This is a genomic window from Chthonomonas sp., assembly GCF_035294505.1.
In the GTDB taxonomy this organism is placed as follows: domain Bacteria; phylum Armatimonadota; class Chthonomonadetes; order Chthonomonadales; family Chthonomonadaceae; genus Chthonomonas.
In genome coordinates, this window is the sequence record NZ_DATGKU010000174.1 from 69,735 (window position 1) to 92,147 (window position 22,413).

15 protein-coding genes are annotated in these 22,413 nt (G+C 54.2%); 8 read left to right on the top strand and 7 right to left on the bottom strand.

Annotation, left to right across the window (positions count from 1 at the left end; genetic code table 11):
* Window positions 1-17: 17 nt before the first annotated feature.
* Window positions 18-545, top strand: coding sequence for an adenine phosphoribosyltransferase (locus tag VKV18_RS10205; protein ID WP_345786411.1), 528 nt, complete (start codon window positions 18-20; stop codon window positions 543-545).
* Window positions 546-942: 397 nt separating this feature from the next.
* On the opposite strand, the gene VKV18_RS10210 is transcribed toward VKV18_RS10205, so the two are convergent.
* From VKV18_RS10210 to VKV18_RS10220, 3 genes are read right to left on the bottom strand one after another with little or no spacing between them, the layout of a single operon-like run.
* Window positions 943-2,133 carry a D-galactonate dehydratase family protein gene (locus tag VKV18_RS10210; RefSeq protein WP_324204103.1) on the bottom strand — a complete coding sequence of 397 codons (1,191 nt, stop codon included), beginning with the start codon at window positions 2,131-2,133 and terminating at the stop codon, window positions 943-945.
* Window positions 2,134-2,147: 14 nt separating this feature from the next.
* On the bottom strand, window positions 2,148-4,526 hold the full coding sequence (locus VKV18_RS10215) for a glycoside hydrolase family 127 protein (RefSeq protein WP_324204104.1): 2,379 nt from the start codon (window positions 4,524-4,526) through the stop codon (window positions 2,148-2,150).
* Window positions 4,495-6,795, bottom strand: a complete 2,301-nt coding sequence (locus VKV18_RS10220; protein ID WP_324204105.1) for a glycoside hydrolase family 2 protein — start codon at window positions 6,793-6,795, stop codon at window positions 4,495-4,497. Before VKV18_RS10220 ends, VKV18_RS10215 begins: the two co-directional genes overlap by 32 nt.
* Before the next feature lie 274 nt (window positions 6,796-7,069).
* Between VKV18_RS10220 and VKV18_RS10225 the strand changes: the two genes are divergently transcribed.
* The 4 genes from VKV18_RS10225 to VKV18_RS10240 all read left to right on the top strand — a co-directional run bounded on the left by VKV18_RS10225 (window position 7,070) and on the right by VKV18_RS10240 (window position 11,440).
* Window positions 7,070-7,711, top strand: coding sequence for an anthrax toxin lethal factor-related metalloendopeptidase (locus VKV18_RS10225; protein ID WP_324204106.1), 642 nt, complete (start codon window positions 7,070-7,072; stop codon window positions 7,709-7,711).
* A 105-nt stretch (window positions 7,712-7,816) separates the two neighbouring features.
* Window positions 7,817-8,863, top strand: a complete 1,047-nt coding sequence (locus VKV18_RS10230) for a WD40 repeat domain-containing protein (protein ID WP_324204107.1) — start codon at window positions 7,817-7,819, stop codon at window positions 8,861-8,863.
* Between the two features lie 6 nt (window positions 8,864-8,869).
* Window positions 8,870-9,655 (top strand): type III pantothenate kinase, encoded by a 786-nt coding sequence (locus VKV18_RS10235; protein WP_324204108.1) that lies wholly within the window; start codon window positions 8,870-8,872, stop codon window positions 9,653-9,655.
* 114 nt (window positions 9,656-9,769) lie between these two features.
* Window positions 9,770-11,440: a glycoside hydrolase family 44 protein gene (locus VKV18_RS10240; RefSeq protein WP_324204109.1), complete on the top strand. Its 1,671-nt coding sequence runs from the start codon at window positions 9,770-9,772 to the stop codon at window positions 11,438-11,440.
* A gap of 21 nt (window positions 11,441-11,461) precedes the next feature.
* Here the strand turns inward: VKV18_RS10240 and VKV18_RS10245 are convergent, their stop codons facing one another.
* The 4 genes from VKV18_RS10245 to VKV18_RS10260 form a co-directional block, all read right to left on the bottom strand.
* Entirely contained in the window at window positions 11,462-14,038 is a 2,577-nt protein-coding gene (locus VKV18_RS10245) for a hypothetical protein (RefSeq protein ID WP_324204110.1), read from the bottom strand.
* 31 nt (window positions 14,039-14,069) lie between these two features.
* Window positions 14,070-14,432, bottom strand: coding sequence for an ASCH domain-containing protein (locus VKV18_RS10250; RefSeq protein ID WP_324201417.1), 363 nt, complete (start codon window positions 14,430-14,432; stop codon window positions 14,070-14,072).
* Between the two features lie 117 nt (window positions 14,433-14,549).
* A complete protein-coding gene (argS, locus tag VKV18_RS10255) occupies window positions 14,550-16,403 on the bottom strand; it encodes an arginine--tRNA ligase (RefSeq protein ID WP_324204111.1) in 1,854 nt (617 codons plus the stop codon).
* A 40-nt stretch (window positions 16,404-16,443) separates the two neighbouring features.
* Complete coding sequence (locus VKV18_RS10260; RefSeq protein ID WP_324204112.1) at window positions 16,444-17,679, bottom strand: DUF1385 domain-containing protein; 1,236 nt, start codon at window positions 17,677-17,679, stop codon at window positions 16,444-16,446.
* Between the two features lie 192 nt (window positions 17,680-17,871).
* Here VKV18_RS10260 and VKV18_RS10265 point away from each other — a divergent pair, with 192 nt between their 5' ends.
* Genes VKV18_RS10265 through VKV18_RS10275 form a run of 3 tightly spaced genes read left to right on the top strand, consistent with a single transcriptional unit; the run spans window position 17,872 to window position 22,315 of the window.
* The gene (locus tag VKV18_RS10265; protein WP_324204113.1) at window positions 17,872-18,816 is read left to right on the top strand and encodes a MoxR family ATPase; all 945 of its coding nucleotides are present in this window, start codon (window positions 17,872-17,874) and stop codon (window positions 18,814-18,816) included.
* Window positions 18,817-18,849: 33 nt separating this feature from the next.
* Complete coding sequence (locus tag VKV18_RS10270; RefSeq protein ID WP_324204114.1) at window positions 18,850-20,112, top strand: DUF58 domain-containing protein; 1,263 nt, start codon at window positions 18,850-18,852, stop codon at window positions 20,110-20,112.
* Window positions 20,081-22,315 carry a transglutaminaseTgpA domain-containing protein gene (locus VKV18_RS10275; RefSeq protein ID WP_324204115.1) on the top strand — a complete coding sequence of 745 codons (2,235 nt, stop codon included), beginning with the start codon at window positions 20,081-20,083 and terminating at the stop codon, window positions 22,313-22,315. Before VKV18_RS10270 ends, VKV18_RS10275 begins: the two co-directional genes overlap by 32 nt.
* Window positions 22,316-22,413 lie beyond the last annotated feature (98 nt).

Here is a 22,413-nt window from a genome sequence, read left to right on the forward strand (position 1 = left end):
TTCCCGCACAGTTCTCTATGGAAAAACTTTTGGCTGAAGCTCTTGTGCGTGATGTGCCGGACTTTCCAAAACCGGGAATCCTTTTTAAGGATATTACCCCGGTTTTGCAAGACTACGATGCCCTCAAACAGGTCATAGATAAGATGACCGAACAGAGTCGCCCGCTAAAAGTGGACGCGGTTGTGGGCATCGAGGCGCGAGGATTCATTTTTGGTGCTCCGTTGGCGCTCGAGCTGGAGGTGGGCTTTGTACCACTGCGCAAACTCGGGAAACTGCCCTACAATCGGCTCGTAGAAGAGTACGCCCTGGAATACGGCACAAACACGGTGGAGATTCATACCGACTCCATCAAACCGGGCCAAAGAGTGCTTATTGTAGACGACGTACTTGCGACCGGAGGGACGGCAGCCGCAGCCGCTCGGCTTGTGGAACGAGCCGGCGGGCAGGTAGCAGGCCTGTGCTTCCTCATCGAGTTAGACTTTCTTGAGGGGCGAAAAGCGCTCGAAAAGTACCCTATCATCAGCCTTATTCACTATCAAGAATAGCTTCAGGACGAGCCGAAGGCGTGCATTTTCATGCCTTCGGCCACCGATGCCGGGGGCTACCGTTGGTCAAACCATGCCTAAATAGGACATAGGGTCTGATTCCTACTTCTTTTAACGCCGACACAGGGGTCCCTAGAAAATCTGGCGATTTTCTGGGGACCCTGTATCGGTCTTGAAGAGCCGGTGATACGCTTGTCATTTCGAGCCGAAGGCGAGAAATCTTGAGTTTCAATTCCCACCAGTTCTGAGCGGAATGGCGCCCTTCCCCTCAAGACCGGTTTCACGCGCAGAGGATAGCACAAGGGCTAAAAAGCAAGGGTAGGCACAAGGCCTACCCCAACATCCTTCCTGTGGCAATCCTGTAGGCCAGACCGGTGCTGGCCTTCCGACGCTCGTTTCAGTAAACATGCATTGTGCCATCAGCACGACGTACGATGGGCATGAAGGCGCGTTTATAAGGATATTTTTGTAGCTTCGCGGTATCTATCTCAATCCCTAAACCAGGGCGCTCATTGGGGTAAAGAAAGCCTTGTCGCATCTCTGGTATACCCTCTATAACTTCATAAACCGGCTCCGGAAATCGTGTCCACTCCTGAATACCAAAATTCGGGATCACCATCTGCAACGCCACAGAAGCCGCTTGCGCCACAGGCCCTATGTCCGCTGCCCCGTGAAAAGCGCTTCGCACATTGAAAGGCTCTGCCAGCACCATGATCTTTCGTGCTTCCGTCAAGCCACCTACATGCAGGGGCTTAATGCGAATGTAGTCTACCCACCGATTCATAAAAACCGGCAGACAGTCCCAGCGCGACGTAAATATCTCACCGATGGCTAAGGGGGTCGTGGAGGCCGCACGCACAAGCGGCCAACTCTCCCGATGCTCCGGCATAAGGGGGTCTTCAAGATAAAATAGCCGATACGGCTCTAACTCCTTGGCGAGCCGTGCTGCCTGAATAGGGTCGAGTTGTTCGTGTACATCGTGCAATAGTTCTATCTCCATGCCGAGTTTGCTTCTTAAGTGAGCAAACAGCTTGGGCACCTGCAGTAAATAGGGTGTCGGCTCATAGAGGCTCGTGGGCGGAGCTTCCGGATGCAACGGTGGCAACTCACCAATAACTCCCGCCCCTCCATAAGGACCTACCTGACATCGAACCGCGCGAAATCCCTGTTCGATAAGCTTGCGGGCGTTATCTTCACACTCCTTTTCATCCCGACCACCCGCATGGCTATAACACATCACTCCATCCCGTGCCCGCCCTCCAAGGAGTTGATAAACCGGTAAGTTGGCGATTTTACCCTTGATGTCCCAAAGCGCTAGGTCTATCGCAGCCAGCGCCGCCATGAAGATAGGGCCGCCACGCCAATATCCCTGCCGATAGATCAGATGCCATATATCCTCAATGCGCTGAGGGTCCCGTCCAATAAGCAAAGGTGTAATGTGTTGGATGGTCGAAGCCACAATCGGCTCGCTGCCGTTGAGTGTGCCTTCACCAACACCCCATAGACCCGGAGTGTCTGTCAATACTTTGATAAATAGATAGTTTCTACCCGGACATGCCAGATAGACCTCAATATCGCTTATCTTCATAAGAGAGCCACCACCTACCTTTCTCTCAGCACCGATTGCGATGAAGGTGCCCGACGCCGAATCTCACATCGGAAAACGCCTCCGGCTATCGCCCCAGGATGCGCCTGAAAGGTAACGGTGATGCTCTGTTTTCCGCGCGTCCACTCGAACGGAATGGGGTAATCTACCTCAAAGAAAGCGCCGGGATGGTTGTGAAGCAAGGTCTGAGTCGCCAACTTTTGCCCATCCACAAGAATATCGAAGACACGCTCGCCTCCCTCATCTCCCCAATACATGCAAGAGAGCACCATCGGTTGGTCGGGCAACACTTTCAATTGCCAGGAAAAAGAGCCGGTAGCATCACGCCACTGCCCTCCGTTGAAAACGCCGGTGTTGCTATCGTGGGCTTGCAACTGATGCGCCTGCTCTGAGTTTGTGTCACCGGGCTGAACCCTATCTACAACCAAGGCCTCTCGCTGTGCCCGCTCCGCCATGGCCGCTTTAAAGCGTGCGTATTGCGGGCTGCCCTTGTCCATCAATCGCCAATAGACCCCATAGGCCTGATGAATCACCTTGTAGAGCGGAATGAAGGTGATCGCCGGATCGGCACCAACGCTTCTATAGACTAAAGGCTGGCCGGCAACGGGGCGCAACATGGAGGCCATAGAAAGGCTGTTGATGGGGAAATAACCGGCAGTCAGAGGCATACCGTGCTCATCTAACAGGTAAGTCTCTCGCACCTCCGGCGTGATAATACCGGCCAAAACGATCGGCCCCACCATGAATGCCACCATATCCTTATCGTCTGGCATAGGTGCGGTGTGGAGTATCATAGGCATCTTCGCCTCAACCGTATCGCCATCGTGCCAGACCCGCTCCATGGAAAGATAAGAACCTGGTCTTACCGCAAATCTTAACGGTTTTCCGTTTACCCATACCCGGTAATCTGACGTCGTCCAGGCCGGAACCCGAAGGTTGAGCGTCAGTTTCGTGGGCCGGCGCACATGGAACTGCAACTTGGTAGTATCCGATTCGGGAAAGGCCGTCGTTTGAACGAGACGCACGCCTTTCTGCTGCCAATTTAGCTCTGATGGAATAAACAGATTAACATAAAGACCATCCGAGCTATGAAAATAGATGCTATCATTCAGCTTCGCAAACGATTCGACGCCCGTGCCATAACAACACCAAAACGAATGGGTAGGGGTTCCCCACTGCTTCGTACTACCGGCAGCGAGCGGTGTGTAGTAGATCATCATGCCGGTCTGCGGGTCTTGTGCCTCAAGAATGCCGTTGTAGAGGGCACGCTCATAAAAGTCTGCGTATTTCTCATCTGCCGCCCAGGTGAATAGGGTACGAGTGACCTTCAGGATATTGTAGGTTGTACATGTCTCCTGATTATTGGAGACAAGAGTATTTGCCAATCGGTTAGGCGGGCCCCAATACTCTCCTGCATTGCTTCCACCGGTGGCATAAGAGCGTGTTTGTGTCACTAGATTCCAGAAGTAGCTTACGATAGAGCGATACGTTGGGTCTCTGAACAGCTCATAACGCCTTGCTGCCCCCAATATCTTTGGGATATGCGTGTTTGCGTGGATACCGGTGAGATCATCGTGGTGAAGGGCTAGAGGCCCTAAGAAAGACGCCTGATCGAAACGATGGGCTAGAACGAGATCGTTCGGATTGTGAGTCAACGTATAGAGCCGGTAGAGCACGGCAGGCATTCCGCCAAACTCTACCTGCAAAACACGATCCATCTGCCAAGGTGCGAGCCGGTCGGTGCGCTGTTTAAAGTAGGCCGCCATGCGCTCTGCAATTCGTAAAGCCTGCTCATTGCCGCAAAGCGTATAGGCATCCACAAGGCCGGCCATGATCTTATGAATGGTGTAGTAGGGCGCCCAAACGGGTTTACCCGTCTCTAACCTGTCGAAAAACGAGGTAGGAAAGGCGGAAAGATACTCGCCTCCTAGCGCTTTCTGGCATTTTGCCAACTCCGCCACCAGGTAGTCCACACGCCGTTTGAACGCCTTATCCCCTGTAGCTCTATAGAGCAAGGAACAGGCAGAAAGGTAGTGTCCAACAAAGTGGCCCCGAAGCTCACAATCGGGCGCCTCCCAACCGCCTAATGGTCGGCCCGGATGCGGCAAGCCTGCATTAACACGAAAGTTATAGAGCAGTCGGTCAGGATCAAGGGAAAGTAGGTAGTGCGCATCGGCCTCACGCGCCGTAAGAAACGGGCTTGGCAGCAGTCGAACGTCGCGCATATCGAACGGCTGAACGACTCCCGGCCAGAAGGAGTGCGGCAGCATCTTTGCACCGCTTGCTGCCGCTTCCCCTCCTAAGCCTACAATCGCGCACAAAATGCCGATGGCACCAAGCACTCTACCGGGAATGCGCCGTCTGCTCAACTTCATTCCCCTCTCCAACAAACTCCACATCCACATACTGGCCTCCCGTCGTCTGGTGGCAGTGCACCGCAAGTAGATTTGGTCCGGGATGCAGGGTTTTTAGAGCCTCCGGTCGTATCGGGACAACCTCATACTCCGTGAGAAAGCCAGGTTCTTCAAACGCAAGGACGCCATTGATATAGACCTGCACATCCTCATCGTGATGCAGCAGCAATAGCGGATGTTTTAAGAGATCGGCCTTCAGGTCTACCGTACGCCGCAACCAGATGTCGTCCGTGTTCCATTCGGTATGGACGATAGCTCCCGGCGTGCCCTGCGTGCCGAACCCCGCCGCCCCCTCTTTCCATCCCGAATCGTCGAAGCCTGGCTTGAACCACCCCTCCCCGGGTCTCTGAGTAGTATATCTCCAAAGGATGGTCTTCGTCAGCACGGCCGGCTCGGGCAAAGGAGGTACATTATCGAATCGGCCCTCGTTTACCTCTGTCATGATCTTCGGGTTCATCTTGATCTCGGCGCGGTCATAGGTCATGATCCCATTGCACTCCGTCTCCACATCGCTTAACTGGGTATATACTGCCGCGCTCAGCCCGGGCTTTTCGTGCAGCTGCCACACCTTTTGCAGCAGTTGGGCGTAACGCAATGTGAGCATCTCGCGATTTGGTAGCCCCTGATAGCCCCAAGATTTCTGCGACCACGTATGCCCTTTCACCGCAAAACCAAGCCCGCCAAACTCACCTAGCACAGCGGCGCGATTCGGCTCCGGCTTAGGACTCCCCGGCCCCGGATAGTTGTGCATGTCAATTACATCGCCGACCCCTTCATCCGTCCATCCACTTGCGTTATCCACCAGGCGGGAGGGGTCCAGCTCCTTTATCATCGAGACAATGCGCGCCGTATCAAACTGCCCCCATCCCTCATTAAACGGCACCCACATGATGATGCAAGGATGGTTCCAGTGTGTCTGGATCATCGCCTTGAGTTCATGTTCGAACTCTTGATCGCGCCGTGCCAAAATCTCCGGGTCTAAATTCGCCGGGCGGCTGGCGCTGGGCATGTCTTGCCACACCAAGATGCCAAGATGGTCGCAAAGAGAATACCAGACGTCCGGCTCAACCTTCACATGCTTGCGTAAAAGATTGAACCCAAGCCGCTTGATCGTCTCCAAATCGTAGCGCATAGCAGCCTCACTCGGCGCCGTGTATAGCCCATCGGGCCAAAACCCTTGGTCTAACAGACCGATTTGAAAAATCGGCTTGTTATTCAGCAGGATGCGCGTAATGCCCTTTTCATCCGGCCCTATCGAGATTTTGCGCATTCCGAAGTAACTCTTCACCATGTCCACAGCGCCGCCAGCGTTGCGCAGCGTTACCGTTAGCCCGTAAAGAAACGGATCGTTGGGTGACCATAATTTTTCATTAGGAATGGAAAGCGTTAGCTCCGCATTTGGCGCTCCCGAACCTCGTGCCACCACACGATTCTGCTCCGTTGCCTGCGCTTCCACCTGGTAGCCTGTTATTGAGCCGTTAACGAATACCGTTAGATGTAGTTGAGAGTGGTCTATATCGGGGACGATCTTGAGATCGGATATATAGGTATGGGGTACCGGCTCAAGCCAAACGGTTTGCCAAATCCCTGTGGTCGGTGTATACATGATACCGCCGGGATGTAGTGTCTGCTTGCCATGCGGTTGCAGTCCACCCTCTTCGCCGTCTGTCGGATCATAAACCGAAACCAGCAGGTCTTGCGAGCCGCTCGGCTTTAGCGCCTCGGTGATGTCGAAGGTAAACGGATCGTAGCCCCCTCTGTGCGTACCGACCTTTTTCCCATTTACCCATACGTTCGTCTCCCAATCTACAGCCCCAAAATGCAGCAACACGCGCTTCCCATGCCAGCTCGGAGGCACATCGAAAGTGCGATGATACCACACGCGCTCATTTGGCGTGACCGATCGCATGACTCCCGATAGCGCCGACTCCACAGGGAAAGGCACCAGAATGTGACCATCAGCCGCTCCCGACCAGGAAGCATCCTTCGGGATAATGGCATACTCCCAAAGCCCATTGAGATTCTGCCAAACGCTTCTCTCCATCTGCGGTCGTGGGTACTCTGGGTGATCGTTTGTTGGCGACACCGAGTCGGTCCACCGCGTTTTCAAAGGGCCTATGGCCGCGTGCCATTCCTCCCCTCTTACTTGACTCTGCATGAGTACTCCTCCTAAAAGAAAGGCTGTTAATGTGACTACGACGTTGGCAAACCGGTAAAATCCACGATCCATCTCAGCGACTCCGTGATAAAGTTTGTGGGCGACCTCGCCCTATGCAAGCGGTTGTTTGATAGAGAATACCCGAAAATATTCTCTTATGCGCAACCTTTCTACTGGTTGCGAACAAAAATTAGCCGTTGGCTGCCCATTTTCCTTCCCCCTATCCATCCTCCGTCTGCCCTTAAGCTGAGTGCCTCCATAACCGAAAATAGACACACCCTTCATTGCAGACAGTGCTATTTGCTGGGTAAGTACGCTCACTTCGATGACGTTGAAGGATACGACTATGACATCACAAAACCGAACAATGCGATTCTATATCGGAACTCTTTTTATTGCCACCATGTTGGCCGGCCTAACACGCACCAAACCGGTCTCGGCCGAACTCCGCTTCTACGATGATGCTCCCCATGCCGGTGAATGGCAGGCCTTCTACAACCAACTGCCTGCCGTTTGGAAAACCGACAAGATCATCATCGTGCAAGAGGTCTCGCATCAGCAGCTCGTGCAGATTTTCAAAGAGGCCTATGGCAAAGTGCCTGCCAACGCCGACGGCATAGATGGCTGCTATCAGTTTGGAGGCGAGCGGATAGATGCCGACGCAACTATCAGCCTCTTGAATACACTCCACGGAGACGCCGCCATCGAGGTCTTCGCCCACGAATACGGGCACTTCGTGTGGGACCAGCTTCTGAATCATGCCCAACGTGAGGCTTACCGCCAACTTTGGCAGCAACAAAAAGCCCAACACCATCTCATAACCGGCTATGCAGCAACCTCACCAGAGGAGGGGTTTGCAGAGACCTTCGCCTACTTCTTTTGTAATCGTAAGGAGCTTGATGCCAAAGCTCGCTCCTCGGAAATCTTTCTGTCCGATCTGCTAGACACGTCCGCTGCTCAGAGACAAGTGGCACAATCCAATCCTTGACTCCTAGCTGAGAAAACGACATAATAAAAGTTAACTTAAGGCCGGTACTCTTCTTTGTACCGGCATTCTTTGCAATCTTCACGTTCTAAAAAAGGAGAAAGATTCGTGCGAAACGTTGCGCGCTTTGTTGCCTTCTGCGCGGTGGCTTTGACGCCCACCTTTGCAGCCGCGCAAGTCTGGAGCCCTGATGCCAAACAGCTGATTATCGAGGGTACGCCCCCCTTACGCATTGACTTTACTTCAGCCTCTGCTGCCGTTGCGCCTACCCCCACCCCTTTGTTGCCCAATAACGCGACTGGCTCTCTCTTTGCCTTCTCTCCAGATGGCAAAACGCTCGCCTATCGTAATGGTAGTGGCGATCTGGTGCTCATGGATATACCTACCGGCAAAACTATCCCCATTGAAAGCCATCTCGAGGCTCCTGTAAGTTGGGCACCGGATTCTAAAACGCTTGCAGCGGTCTGCCGCAACGATGCCGGCCAACTCATTCTGCATATAGACTACCGAGAGGGGGGTTATCGCATAAAGCCTATCACACTTCCTTTCCATCATTTGGCCGGCACCTGCCCGCCCGTACAATGGGTGCCAGAAACCGATAACGTCCTCCTTGTAGGCGGAGACGGCACGAAGCGAGACCTCTGGCTCGTAGATGCAGGCATTCCAACACAACTAACACAAACCGGCGATGTGCTCGGTTTCGTGGTCTCGCCAGACGGTAGTCGCGTAGTTTGGATACGCCGTAGCCCAAACACCCACTATATTCTCTTCTCGCTCTACGAACTTATCATCAACGCACGCAGTCTGCGCAAACTCGATTTTCCCAATCGCCTTCCCCAAGTCAATCCCAATCCGCACGACGCCGTGGATGCCGTGATACAGGCTGTGCTCTCTACCGACCTAACCCACATCGCCTTTGTCACCGTTCAACACAAATCGCCTGCCACAGTAACAGTTTGGCTCACAGATATCAAAGGGAGCATGGTTCAGAAGGTCACCACGCTTACTTCCCCTCCAACAACCCTGCCCTCCTTCTCACCAGATGGGCATCTGCTTGCTGTTCTTGGAAGACAGAAGCAAACTCCCGTGCTCGTTCTCTTCGACCTGCAAGCCAACCTCGGTCGAACGATAGTGCTGAACCCACTAGGACAGTAGACCACCATGTTGCTCGCGCTCGATGTCGGAAACACCAATATCGTCTTCGGGGTCTATCCCAATCATCGAGACCCAATCATCGGTCCTTGGCGGCTTCATACCGATCGCGATCGCACCGCCGACGAGCATTTTGTGCTTATCAAAGCGCTGCTCGAACACAATGGGCTTCATCTTAGCGATATCCATCATGTGGCTCTATCAAGCGTCGTTCCCACAATGAATGACACTTTGGTGGAACTGGCACAACGTTATTTCGGCGTACAGCCCTTCATCGTTACATCTCATGTTCAACTCGGTATCACCATCCACTACTCACCACCCTCCGATGTGGGAGCCGACCGCCTTTGCAATGCGGTGGGCGCTTTCGCCCGCTATGGCGGCCCTGCCATCGTAGTGGACTTTGGAACGGCCACCACTTTCGATGCCATCGCTCCTAATGGCGACTATTTAGGCGGGGCGATCCTGCCCGGCATCGGCATCTCGATGGATGCGCTCTTCCGCCAAGCCTCTCGCCTTTTCCGGGTGGAATTTGCCGCTCCTCCAAAAGCTGTCGGAACCAACACCGTCCACGCCATTCAAAGTGGTCTCGTCTTCGGTTATGCCGGCCAAACCGATGCCATGGTAGAGAGAATACGCAGTGAAATCGGGCAGAACGCCCGCGTCATTGCAACAGGAGGTTTGGCAGAACTGATCCACAGCGCAAGTCGAACGATTGAGATCGTTGACCAGCTCGTTACCCTGGACGGTCTCCGCATCTTGTTTGAGCGAAACCACTCAGACGACTCGAAATAGGCTCACCCTATTTGGAACCGGTGGGGTAGAATATTTGTTGTTATAAGTAAAGCGCTTTACTTTTCCTATCGCGCGCGTCTCGAAACCCTTCAAACAAACCCTCTGGAGGTAACAATGCAATCACGAAAACGTTCTTCTGCCCGAAACGCCCAGCTTTCACGGCGAACACTGCTTACCGGTGCTATAGGCGGGTTTTTAACGCCTCTCGCGCTTCAGATTCGTTCTCGCTCCCAAGGCCCGGCTCTTCATGTCAATGTACTGCTTCAGCGTCACCCCATCAACCCACACATCTATGGCATTAACGAATATGGTATTGATCCTAGTTTGGCTAAAGAGATCAGACTGCCGGCTACGCGATGGGGTGGCGACGGCACCACACGTTATAACTGGAAAGTAGACGCCTCCAATGCTGGTGGAGACTGGTTCTTCATGGCCGGAGATGGCAAGGATAATCCTGTACCAGGCCAATCCTCCGACGAATACGTACAAAACGCTCTCGCAGTAGGAGCTAGCCCCATCATCACCATCCCTATCATCCAGTATATCAATAAGGTCTCACAGTGGGACTGCTCCTTCCCCGTCTCCATCTTTGGTCCGCAACAGGCGGTCAACCCCTATGTTCATCCTATCGTCAACGGCAAACAGACCGATGCCGGTAACGGCGTTCGCCCCGATGGAAGCCTCATTACTTTAACCACCGACCAAATCCTGCGCATTCACATTGTAAACACGCCCGACTTCCAAAAAACGTGGATACGGCACCTAGTCCAAAAGTTCGGTACGGCAGCCCATGGCGGAGTGCCGATCTACCAAATGGACAACGAGCCGTTCGGTTGGTCGAATACCCATCGCGATGTCCATCCTAACCAGCCCACCTATACCGAGATCGTGGAAAGGACGATCCCCTTCGCGAAAGCCGTGAAAGAGGTGGACCCAACGGCCAAAGTTCTTGGCCCCGGTGATTTCGGTTTTGCAGCCTATCGCGGATCGCCGGAGAAGAACCCGGGCCACCTTTGGAACGTCCAGTACTATCTGCAGGCGCTGCATCAAGCCTCGGAACAAGCCGGTGTCCGTCTGCTAGACTACCTCGATGAGCACTACTATCCCACCAAAGATGACGGACTTCCCGATAACGACAACGACCCCGCCGTACAAGCGTGGCGTCTGCGGGCCACACGCTCTCTTTGGGACCCCACCTACGTCGAGAAAGACTGGATAGGAAAGTACTTCGGCCCTATCGCGCTTATTCCCTCTATGAAAAAGTGGGTAAGCCAGTTCTTCCCCGGATGCAAAATCTCCATCACCGAATATAATTTCGGCGCCCTGAACACCCTTAACGGAGCGCTAGCGCAAGCGGATGTGCTGGGTATCTTCGGGCGGGAAGGACTAGACCTTGCCACACTGTGGGGTTCCCCCAAAGCGACCGATCCCGGCGCCTATGCCTTTCGTATCTACCGCAACTACGACGGAAAGGGTAGCGCTTATGGAGACATATGGGTTCAGTCTGTCAGCGCGAACCAAGATCAGCTTGCTATCTATGGGGCTCAGCGCTTGAAGGATCATGCCTTAACGCTGGTAATCATCAACAAAACCGACAGCGACCTCACCAGTCAACTTCATCTCACCGGTTTCTACCCGAAGAGCACAGCAGAGGTCTATCGCTACAGCGGAGCCAATCTGCAGGCCATTGAGCGCCAACCAAATCTAACCGTCTCCAACACGGGCTTCCAGGCCACCTATCCCGCCAACTCCATCACGCTTATCGTGCTCCACCCTAACATGTAGGGGCGGGTTTGAAACCTGCTCCTACTTTGCCTGGATCCCAATCGTTTTCAAGAACTTAGGCATGTCGGTGGCGGGCAAGGGGACAGGGCGTATCGTGGTACGCGGTGTGAACGGCAAGGAGGATGGCGTAATGAGCAGGGCGTCAATGGAGAAGGTGTAGAGCCTCGTCCGCGGCGCCGTGTCGGCAATCTTGATCGAGAGCGCATGTGAGCCTTGTGATAAGGACGCTCGGCCTAAGTAAATCCAACCGAAATATCCGCTAAGATAACGCGGCCCCGCCGGCGTTGTGGTGGTAGGAGGTTGAGGAGGTTGATGATCGATATACCAAGTGAACGGGGACGTTTGCGGCCCCGGAATCGTGCCGGCGAGCCAAATGTCGTAATCGCCGGATGCATTTACCTCGAAAGTATATCGCGCCGCGTATTCATGAATGATCTGCAAAGGCTCTTCAGGAGTTGAAAGTCGCAGATAGGCTCCTCCGGAAGCGCCCGCATTCTGCGCGATCTCGGTAAAATTGTCTAATGCAGGGTTCTCGCCCTCGATCCAAATAAAAGGACTAAGCGCCGCTGCTAGCCCCTCCACAGCAGGGCGTACTGCCGTGTAGGCACCTAGGTAGTCTTTGCGCCGCAGAAGCATCGCTGCCTGATCACGCTGCAACTCTCCGAGCGCCCGATCGGCCTTGCTAGCATGAGGCAATAGCATCGTCACCAAGGTTACAGCATCGGTGGCAGCCTCTGTTGGGATTGGGCTTTCCCCCACCCCGGTAAACACGAGCGGCACATTCGCAAAGCGAACTTCGATGAGGTCTTTTCCTACAACTTTAACGGGAACGGGGGCACCATCCGGTGTAAAGGCACGTGCTATGTGCGGGTCCGGCACTTGAAGGCGAACCACACGAGGCCCTAAAAGCGAGACCAGAACCGTCTCCGACCCGCTAGGAAGATGGATAGTATAGCCGCTAAACGAGGGCCACCAGTCGTCAAGCGTCCCCTGAACCGGAGCCGGTATCCAAAATACCGATTCGTCTCCAGGCACCTGTCCGGTAAACGCTGGGCCTGGCGCTTGAAAGGGATAGTACAGCACTCGTGGAGTTTGCAGAGCGGCAATAGGCGAATCGGTTAGCGTATGCGCCGCCCGCTTAAGCCAATCGAGATGATCCGGTGTGACTCCGGTAACGAAGAAGCCTTTAAACCCGAGGTTTTGTAGACTTGCCAACTGCCCTATCAGATCGGTGTAGGAAGCGTAGCTACCTGCGGTGCCCTCTGGTACCGCAATGAGCCATCGTGGAGGACGACTTAGCGAAGCCACACCGTAAAGCGGCGCCATCGAGCGATTGAGGGAAGGTGGCTCTTCAGGCGAAAAAGCTGCGGCCAATCCATCGGGTGGCGAAGAGTCGTTCAACGAAACGTTGGACAGACTTTGCAGCCCGCCGCTGTAGACAACCGGCACGTCGGCCACATAGCGCTGCAACTCATCTGCAATGGTTTTTAACGCATACCGCAGAGTCTGAGCACGCCAATCGGAGAAATCGTCCCACCAAGTGGAGAGAGTAGGTTGTGTTACGCGATAGGTATCGCCCGTTGCAGGGTCGTAGAAGTAGGGAAAGCCACGTCCTAAAGACCATAATGGGATCAGACGTGCCATCTCTTGGAGAGAGGAAAAGCTTTTTGAGAGCTGCCACTTGGCCGTCAAAGCATCGGGCGTGCCGTATTTGCGAGAGAGGTAGCTCTCCCACGATATCCGAAACATCTCTGAGTTAGGCACCATAAAAAGGGCTTCGTCGCTAAAACCAAGGGTTGGCCCCAGCGGGTCAAGAAAAAACCGCAGGCCCGCCCCAAAATGGATTTGCCGCAGCAGGCCTAGAAGACGGTCACGATAGCTATCGAACTCTCCCCACACGTCCGGCAGGCTAACTCCATCGGCATCTGGAGTGAGTGTTAGCAAAGGCAACAGCAAGGCGACAGGATGCGCCGTTCCATGAAAATCATCCAGCGAGATGCTTGCCACACCGCCATTGATCGTGGCCATCCCGGCCCCGATAAGCCTACTATCGGCCGCAGCATCTACAACAAAATAGGCTGCAGATTGCGCATGGCTCACCTGCCACAAAGCCACATTGCGGTTTGGATCGTCAAATCGGTAGACCGCCGGACGCACTTCAAAACCGGTGAGTGGCTGCTCAATCCCCTTCCCAAACCCAATGCCATAGTGGAAACCTCGCGCCTCCATCGCATCTATGAGCCGCTGTACCGCCGATGGAGACACCTCCACAAGAGAGCCTGGTGGGGTTATCAACACATCGGTAATGCCGTGTGCTTTGAGGGCATCGAGATAGGCTTCATCCGAATGCCAAGCAGAGGGTGTATCCTCCTTAAAAGAGGAGGGAGTAAAGGCAATGCCCACAGGCATGTAAGGCACACTGTTCCAATTAAGTGTGTTACTTGCCGTTACTTGCCATGTAAACGCCGAGGAGGCTGCAGCAGGCCGATAGGTTCCTGCACGAAAACGGTCAGAGCTTACTGCCTGGGCGCGGCCATAGAGACCGGGGAGTTGCAGGCAAAGAAACCCAAGTGCGCATAAAAGATGGCGTTTGTGCATAACTATCCCGATGCCACACAGAAGCCTTTCCTTAAGTAGGTAGCGGATACTCTTCTACCGGCGAAAAGTGTACCACCGTAACCGTGTCTTCAACGGAGATATCGCTAGAATAGATACGCCTGAGAAGAGCCACAACATCATCCACAGAGCGGAACTCCGGGTTCTCCTTTTGAATCTCTCTCGGCGAGAGAGCATCTATGGTCTTTACCTCTACCCTATCCAATATGGCAGTGAAGAGCTTCTGACGCTTTCCGAAGCGCGGCCCTATCGTCACCCAAACGATCATCCCGGCTTTATACTTATCGGTCTTATCCCCAAGACGAATCGTCACTGTTTTACGACCGGTACGTAAAGCCTCCTCATAGTACTCCGAATAGAAGTTGAGCGCATACATAGGGTACGAGATATCCTCTTTGTCCTCTTCAACGGTTTATGGAGACCGTATTGCCTTCCCGTAAGAGCATCGGCCTCCTTCAAAGTCGGCATATGAGCCTAAAGTTTAGCACAAAACTTAAGAGCCGTCAATTTCACGCCCCTCCTCTGCTGCGTTGTTATCGGCACGCTCCATTCGCTCGGGTGCGGAAACGCCGAGTAAGCCCAATAGGTTATTCAGCACTATCCGAGCGCAATTCACCAACGCCAGTCGAGCCTGCACAAGAGAACGATCGGGCTCTCCCTGCGAATTAGGCAAGACCCGACAGTTCTCGTAAAACAGGTTCAACAGGCTGGCCAAATCTATTGCGTAGCGCGTTAAGCGATGAGGGGCAAAACGCTCCGAGGCCGTTGCCACCTCCTCAGGATAGTCGGCCAGCTTTCGTAAAACCTCTAGCTCCCTCGGATGGGTCAGCAGATTCCGGTCTACCTGCGCTGCCGACAATACGGCAATGCCCATCTCTTCTGCCTTTCGGAGAATACTGCAAAGCCGCGCATGCGCATACTGAACATAGTACACGGGGTTTTCGTTCGATTGACGCTTGGCCAACTCCACATCCACGGTGGCAGGAGTCTCATAGGAGTTCAGAAGGAAATAGAAGCGTGCCGCATCACGACCGATCTCATCTACCAAGTCTTCCTTCAGTTCGATGATGGCACCTTTTCGCTTGCCTCCAATAATGGCCTCTCCATCGCGCATCAGCGAAACCATTTGGGTAAGAATAATATATAGCCGCTCCACGGGATAACCAAGGGCCGCCACAGAAGCCCGCAAACGGGCGACATAGCCGTGATGATCGGCCCCAAAAATATCTACGAGGTGGGTAAAGCCACGCTCAAATTTGTCTCTATGATAGGCTGCATCCGCTGCGATATAGGTGGCCTTTTCATTTGAACGCACCAAAACCCTGTCTTCATCGTCGCCAAAGGCGGATGTCTTCAACCAAAGTGCCCCATCCTTGCGGTAGGTATATCCACGCTCGGTAAAGAGGCGGATGACCTCCTCTACCGCTCCCGATTCGTAGAGACTACTCTCGAAAAACCAACGATCGAAGAAAACCCCAAACGCCTCCAACGCCTGCCGTTGCAACTCCAGGATAATGCGCAGTGTGGCTTCTCGAAAATATCGATCTTTCTCCTCCGCCTCGCTACTCGCGGTCTCCTCGTCTCCAAGCAGCTCCTTCACCACCGCGGTCTCGTACCGGTTTCCGATCTCCTCTACGATACGTCGGGCAATGTCGCGCACATATTCACCCAAGTAGCCATTTTTAGGGAAGGGAATGATCGGCTTACTCGCATCCCCAGTAGAAGGCTCGGTCTCCACATCGCCTTCCGGCATCGCAATGGGATAGCCAAGCTCTTGCAAGTAGCGAACCTTCACCGTCCGAGCAAAAAGCTCTAGCTGCAACGAGTTGAGCGCATCATTTACGTAGAACTCTCGCTGTACCTCGGCTCCCTCTGCTGCAAATAAGTTGGCTAACACGTCGCCCAGCGCCGCCGCACGACCGTTTACAACGCTGATCGGGCCGGTTGGGTTCGCGCTAACAAACTCCAAAAGAATCTTCTGACCGACTCGCGCCTGAGAGCGCCCATAGTCTTTTCCTAACTCCTCAATGCGCACCAAGGTGTCGTAAAGCCAGTTTGGATTCAAAAACAGGTTAAGAAATCCCGGCCCCGCCACCTCCACACGCTCAATAATCTTATCGGGGTCTTCAATATGCCGACGGATGATCTCGGCAATCGCGCGACTATCTGCCACATCGGTGAATTTACGCAGAGTCAACGCCAGGTTGCTTGAATAGTCCCCAAACTGCTTTGACGGGGGCATCTCGAGTTTTACCGTGAAATCATCTGTTGTCAGCTTTAGCTCACCGGCCTCACGCGCTGCCAAAACGGCTCGCCTGAGGATGTTTGCCAGCTTTTCCGTAATCACCTAATAGCCACTCCTCGAAAAAGATAAAAACGATCGTATCCTAGCGCAGAAACGCGCTGAGGGAGGGTATGTAAGAGATAAGAAGGGCAACAATTCCCATTCCGATAAGGGCCTGCAGCAGCCCCATACACCATATTTTTCGGAGAATATGTGGCCGCTTTGGATAGCTCTGCAAGTAGCGTTCGATCAGCTCTTGCCCGGCCTGAATGCCCTTCTCCAACTGATGCACACTCGCAGGACGCGTGGTGAACCAGGCCTGCAAAAAAGCCCCGACACGACGCCATGTGAAGAGCGTCACCAAGCCTGCAAGCACGATAGCGGCATCCTGCAGCCACGGGAAGCAACTGGCCAGCTCCGCCACAAAGGCAAATATTCCCATCGCTGCCACCAGATTCGTGCCACAGCGCGGGTGTACCCGAGGCATCCGCCGAACGACTGCCACAACAAGCGGCTCCTGGCGCTCTATGGCGTGAACCGTCTGGTGCTCTGCAGCGTGATAGCCTGCCAGCACCGAAAATCGCATCAAAAGGAGATAAGGCAAAATAACAACGCTACGCACACACACCGCGCAAGCCGACCACCACGGATGAGCCTCCTGAAGTGCGGCATTCATATTGAAAACCCAACGAGGAATAGATGGGACTAACAAGGCCAGTCGCTCTAGTCCCCAGCTCGAAAGCCATAGGCTTCCGAAAATGAGCAGACCCATAAAAGCTCCGGTTGCCACAAGAGCTAGATTGGATGCTCCGGCTTGGATGCGGCCATCGGTAAGGTAGACCCCAAACAGCGTGGCCATCCCCCCAATAGGCGGAAGTTGCGGACGCCACACAGGCTCGGGAAAGAACAGGTCGAGGGGATGAACATAGCCCAGGCAGTAGCCCTCTTTATCCACTACCGGCAGCGCCGGTAGGCCTTGGTCTAAACGGCTATGCCAGCGCTCGCGTAACATATCTAGCGAGGTCTCCGGCGCTACGGTCTCCGCGGCCGGCTCGATAAAGTCGCCCACAGAGGCCCACTTTACCTCATCATCTAGTCCCTTCTCTTTGGCGTAACGCAACAGAGTTTCGCGCCTCACCATACCCATCAGATGGCCGTCAAGCGTTACCGGCAAGGCTTCTACTCCATAGGTTCGCATCAGATGTAACGCCCGCTCCATACTGTCCTCAGGAGCCGGCAGAGGCCCTTGACGCAACAGCCCCCTCAGCGTTAGCGGCCAGCGTTCTTGGGTTGCTACCGATGCATTTTGATCTAAAAACCTAACATCGCGATCTGACATGGAAATCTATCATCTAAAAAAAGCGATTAGCGCCGATAGAGGCGGCGCTTTTGAAAATTATACCTTACGCAGCCCTCATTGAAGAAGAAGACTTGCCTTTGCAATTCGTATCGGAATATATATCTCTGGCAAATCTCTGGAATTCGCAGACCGAACCTATCCTCACTACCAGACTTCAGAAAGGGTTGCAACTTGACACCAGAAGACCTCGCACAAAAAGCGCGACAGATCGCCAATGCCGTGGAAACGGCCATAATCGGCAAAAGCGAAGTGGTCGAGTTGGCGCTTGCCGTGCTGCTAGCCGAAGGCCATCTGCTCATTGAAGATATCCCCGGTGTGGGCAAGACCACGCTCGCCAAAGCGCTGGCGCGCGCTTTGGGCATCTCCTTTAAACGCATCCAGTTCACGCCCGATCTCCTCCCTGCCGACATCACCGGCTCCTCCGTTTATAACCAAAAACAGGGGGAATTCGAGGTGCGTCCCGGCCCGCTCTTCGCCAATATCGTGCTTGCCGATGAGATCAATCGGACAACACCTAAAACCCAGGCCGCCCTGCTCGAATCGATGGAAGAACGCCAAGTTACCATAGATGGCAACTCGATTCCCCTTCCCTCCCCCTTCTTTGTCATCGCGACTCAGAACAATATCGAAATGGCCGGCACCTATCCCCTCCCCGAAGCTCAACTTGATCGCTTCATGGCGCGCCTGGCCATGGGTTACCCCGATCGCGCCGCTGAACGACGCATCCTATCTCAGCAGCAACATACCCGCCCTTTAGAACAGATCGAACCTGTTACCCATGCCGAAGAGATTGTCGCCATCCAAAAACAGGTGCGCCAAGTTCACGTGGATGCAAGCCTTCAAGAATATGTGCTAGATATTGTAAACTATACGCGAAACCAGCCCCAAGTGGTGTTGGGGGCTAGCACGCGCGGCGCCTTGTGCCTGATGCACGCCGGGCAGGCATTAGCGGCGATAAGAGGCCGCACCTATGTGAAACCGGATGACATCAAAACACTTGCGGTGGCCGTGCTCGCTCATCGCATTATTGTAAGACCGGAATTCCGACTGCGGGGTACAACCCCTCAAAGTTGCGTGGAAGAGGCCATACAGCGTATTCGCGTGCCGGTTGACTAGTGAGCGCCTCGTTGAGGAAGGATAGGTTAGAGCATGCAGCATAGCAAATGGATTGTGCTCGGTTTTGGAGCGCTCTGCCTGATCACTGTAGCCACGGTGATCCCGCCGGCCCAACATCTCTACTATATGGCTGCCATCCTCATCACCCTGCCTGCTATCTCCTATTTTGCGGGCTGGGCTATGCTGCGCGGGCTTACATTTCAACGCGAACTCCCTTCTGCCGCTATGGAAGAGGAAGAGATCGATATCGTCTATGTGGTTTCAAATGACACCCGTTTTATGCGCTTTTTCCTCAGCACCTATGAGGAGTTTCCGCCCTGGCTTACCCCCGTTGAAGAGGAGCCGCTCTTTAATGTGCCCGCAAAGGGCACCGTCCGTGTCGCTCGCAGGGTGCGCTGTCTACGCCGTGGCGTCTATAACACAAATAGTTTTCATGTCTCCGCGATGGATCCGCTCGGGGTATTCGCATTTACGCAGTCGGTGGCAACAGAGGGCGAACTCGTCGTCTATCCTTCCCCATATAAACTTCCTCAAACCGTTATAGGCGGCGGCGAGCAGTTTGGGCTACAACAGATCGTGGCCTCTTTTCGTCAAGGTACAAGCGTAGACCTCTCCGGCGTCAGGCCCTATGTGCCAGGAGACCCCCTTCGCCGAATTCATTGGCGCCAAACCGCCCGAACGGGTCAGCTTAATGTCGTGGAGTTTGAGGAGATGCAGTCCTCGCGTCTGGTTTTGCTCCTCGATGCCCATCGCGGCTGCGATAAAGGCATAGAACCCCTGACCCCACTGGAGTACATGATTAAAGTGGCTGCAGCGCTGCTTACGGAAGCCCTCGAAGCCGGAGCCTGGAGCCGGCTCTGTATTACCGATGGACGTGCGCCGGCCGGCTTCCTCGACACCGGAGGAGATCGAGGTCAGACCCACCGTCACCTTTTGCTCGGCGAGCTGGCTCGGGTTGAGGCTACCGGTGAAATCTTGCCCAGCGATGTTATCTCCGCCATCTATCCCTCTCTCACGCCCGGCCTTGTGCTCGTGCTTATTACCACAACGGAAGACCCTGCCCTCCCGCAGGTGCTTTCCGATATCGTCACGGCACTCGGCATCCGCGCCTTTGTTATCGGCTTTGATGTCTCTTCTTTCCCCGAGTCCCCTCCAACAACCGGCAATTTCCATAACTTTCTCTCCTCTCTCGCCGCGGCTAAAGCGCAAACCCTCTTGCTAAGCTATCAAGCGGAAGCAGGGCTTGTTATAAAGGAGCACTTCTATGAACCCAGAAGCCACGCCTCGCACCGTTGAGGTTACCTCATCGGCAACCCCAGAAGAACGTCCAAGTATCCTGCTCTATCTCGCGGGACTGGCCGTTACGCTTAGCGGACTGTTTGCGGTGAACTATACCTACAACGGCCCCGGAGCGCAGCTTATCTACCTCCTCGCTATATTTGGCTACGCCTCAAGCTACCTCCTTCGCCGCCGTGGCGTCAAAACGCTTTCCGTGGGGCTGCTTCTCCTTATGATAGGCCTCGCTTTTGTTACCTTCGTGAATCCCTCCACCCTGCCCTTCTTTAATCAAGACCAGACCGATGATCGCATCCTCGGACTGCTGCAGCTCTTTGTCTGGGCATCCATTCTACATAGTTACACCCTCCTTAACGATTCAACCGTCCTCTTTGCCTGCGTGCCCTGCATGACTATGCTCGCCCTGGTGAGCGCTCGAAATCCCGACCCGGTCATCCACCAAGACTTTCTTGTCTTCGTGGCGGCCTCCATTTTTCTCCTGATCCATGAAAACTACCTGCGAACCACCCATACGCGCATCTTCACGGCTCCAAAACAAAAACGTTCGCTCTATTCCGGCCAGATCGCTCTTGCGCTTGCTTGCCTGTTCTGTACGTTGGTGCTCTCTAATATCGTCGCTACACCCTTACGCGCGATGGGACAAGCCCTTTTCGGAGCTATATTCCAACAATCCCCCTACTATCCACACTATTTACCGCTTTCGAACTCACCGAGCACCCAAGTGCAGGTTAGCGAGAGAAACCATGTTCGTGTTGCTAGCGGGCCTGTCACAAGCAGCGATCAGCCGCTTTTTGAGGTAACCTCCTCACGTCCGCTCTACTGGCGCGGCGAGGTTTTAACCTTCTACGATGGTATCGGTTTTGAAGCCGCGTCTGGGTCGTCGTCCACCGAACAACTGTTCCCTGAAGAACAATCCGACACGCAACGCATTCAGCAATATGAGGATATTACAGGCCCCATGGAGTCTAGGGATACCTCGCCCCATCACTTCCTCCTTCCGCAAAGCCCGATGGAATTAGACGATACCCAAATGCAACATAGCATGGAGATCAAGCAGCAAGTGCGTATCGTAGGGGGAACGATTCTCCAAATCTATGGCGCGGGCAATATTCGTTCATTGGACGTACCCTATAACACGCTGGCCTACGATCCACTTTCAGAAAAGCTCAGCGCGCCCGACCCGCTGCACATTCAGACGACCTATACCGTCGTATCACGCGTGCCCACCGAGGATCCGTCCATTCTACGCAAGGCACCCTCTTCGATCAACGATATCCCCTCCATTATTCGCGATACCTGCCTTCAAACTGCAGTGAATGGACATGACGATCCGGCCTTACGTAAACTCGCTCAGCAGATCACAAAAGGGCTTCACAATAACTACGATAAAGCATCCGCCATTCGAGCCTATATTGCCGGCCATTGCAAATACAACCTGCATGCTCCGCCGGCACCTGCCGATCAAGATGTCGTGGACTACTTCCTCTTTAAAGCGCGCCAGGGCTATTGTGATAGCTTTGGGGCTGCTATGGTCATGTTATGCCGCTATGCAGGCATCCCAGCGCGTTTGGCCTCTGGTTTCATCACCGGCGAAGTGCGTGGCGATAATACCTACCTGGTACGTGAGAAAGATAAGCACATCTGGGCGGAGGTTTTCTTCCCCAAAATCGGCTGGGTTCCATTCGATGCCACAGAGGGTGCTCAAGAGGTGACTACCTCCCCCGGACTGATGGGCCATATCAAGGATTTTCTTTCGTGGTGCTTCGCACATGGCGCCCTGCCCGCCTTCATCTTTTGTACCGTGATCGCTCTCTTGATCTTTGTGCTGTGGAACGAACTAGGACGACGCCTTCACTGGCGCCGTCGGGCTGCACTCCTCGCACCTGAACGCTTTGCCACAAACCGCGATGTCATCGCTCAGTATCTTGAGCTTTGCAATTTCCTCGCCCGTAAAGGTCTTGCGCGCGGCTCTTCTATGACCCCCGACGAGTATCTCCACGCGCTCACACAAACACTCGGAGATGGAGACTGGAAACCCCTTATGGGAGTCATTACCCAACTCTATACCGAGGCTCGCTACAGCCCTCGTGAACTGTCACCGGAAGAGGTTGATAGGATGAAACAGCACATCTCTCAACTACGTGCTCTGCTGCGTCACTATGCCGCCCCTGCCTCTAGGGTAACGGCACCGGCCACTACCTAAGCAAGTAAACTGCCGCCTAAAGACAGCAGGTAGGGGCTGGTTTACAGCAGCCCGACGAGTCTTCGGACCCGTCGCGAGCCTCTCCTTCAGGAGGGTGT

Coding starts and splice junctions, on each gene's coding strand:
- VKV18_RS10205 (WP_345786411.1), top strand. CDS start 18: ATGGAAAAACTTTTGGCTGAAGCTCTTGTGCGTGATGTGCCGGACTTT.
- VKV18_RS10215 (WP_324204104.1), bottom strand. CDS start 4,526: ATGAAGTTGAGCAGACGGCGCATTCCCGGTAGAGTGCTTGGTGCCATC.
- VKV18_RS10250 (WP_324201417.1), bottom strand. CDS start 14,432: ATGTATGCGCTCAACTTCTATTCGGAGTACTATGAGGAGGCTTTACGT.
- VKV18_RS10225 (WP_324204106.1), top strand. CDS start 7,070: ATGACATCACAAAACCGAACAATGCGATTCTATATCGGAACTCTTTTT.
- VKV18_RS10270 (WP_324204114.1), top strand. CDS start 18,850: ATGCAGCATAGCAAATGGATTGTGCTCGGTTTTGGAGCGCTCTGCCTG.
- VKV18_RS10245 (WP_324204110.1), bottom strand. CDS start 14,038: ATGCACAAACGCCATCTTTTATGCGCACTTGGGTTTCTTTGCCTGCAA.
- VKV18_RS10235 (WP_324204108.1), top strand. CDS start 8,870: ATGTTGCTCGCGCTCGATGTCGGAAACACCAATATCGTCTTCGGGGTC.
- VKV18_RS10220 (WP_324204105.1), bottom strand. CDS start 6,795: ATGGATCGTGGATTTTACCGGTTTGCCAACGTCGTAGTCACATTAACA.
- VKV18_RS10210 (WP_324204103.1), bottom strand. CDS start 2,133: ATGAAGATAAGCGATATTGAGGTCTATCTGGCATGTCCGGGTAGAAAC.
- VKV18_RS10260 (WP_324204112.1), bottom strand. CDS start 17,679: ATGTCAGATCGCGATGTTAGGTTTTTAGATCAAAATGCATCGGTAGCA.
- VKV18_RS10240 (WP_324204109.1), top strand. CDS start 9,770: ATGCAATCACGAAAACGTTCTTCTGCCCGAAACGCCCAGCTTTCACGG.
- VKV18_RS10275 (WP_324204115.1), top strand. CDS start 20,081: ATGAACCCAGAAGCCACGCCTCGCACCGTTGAGGTTACCTCATCGGCA.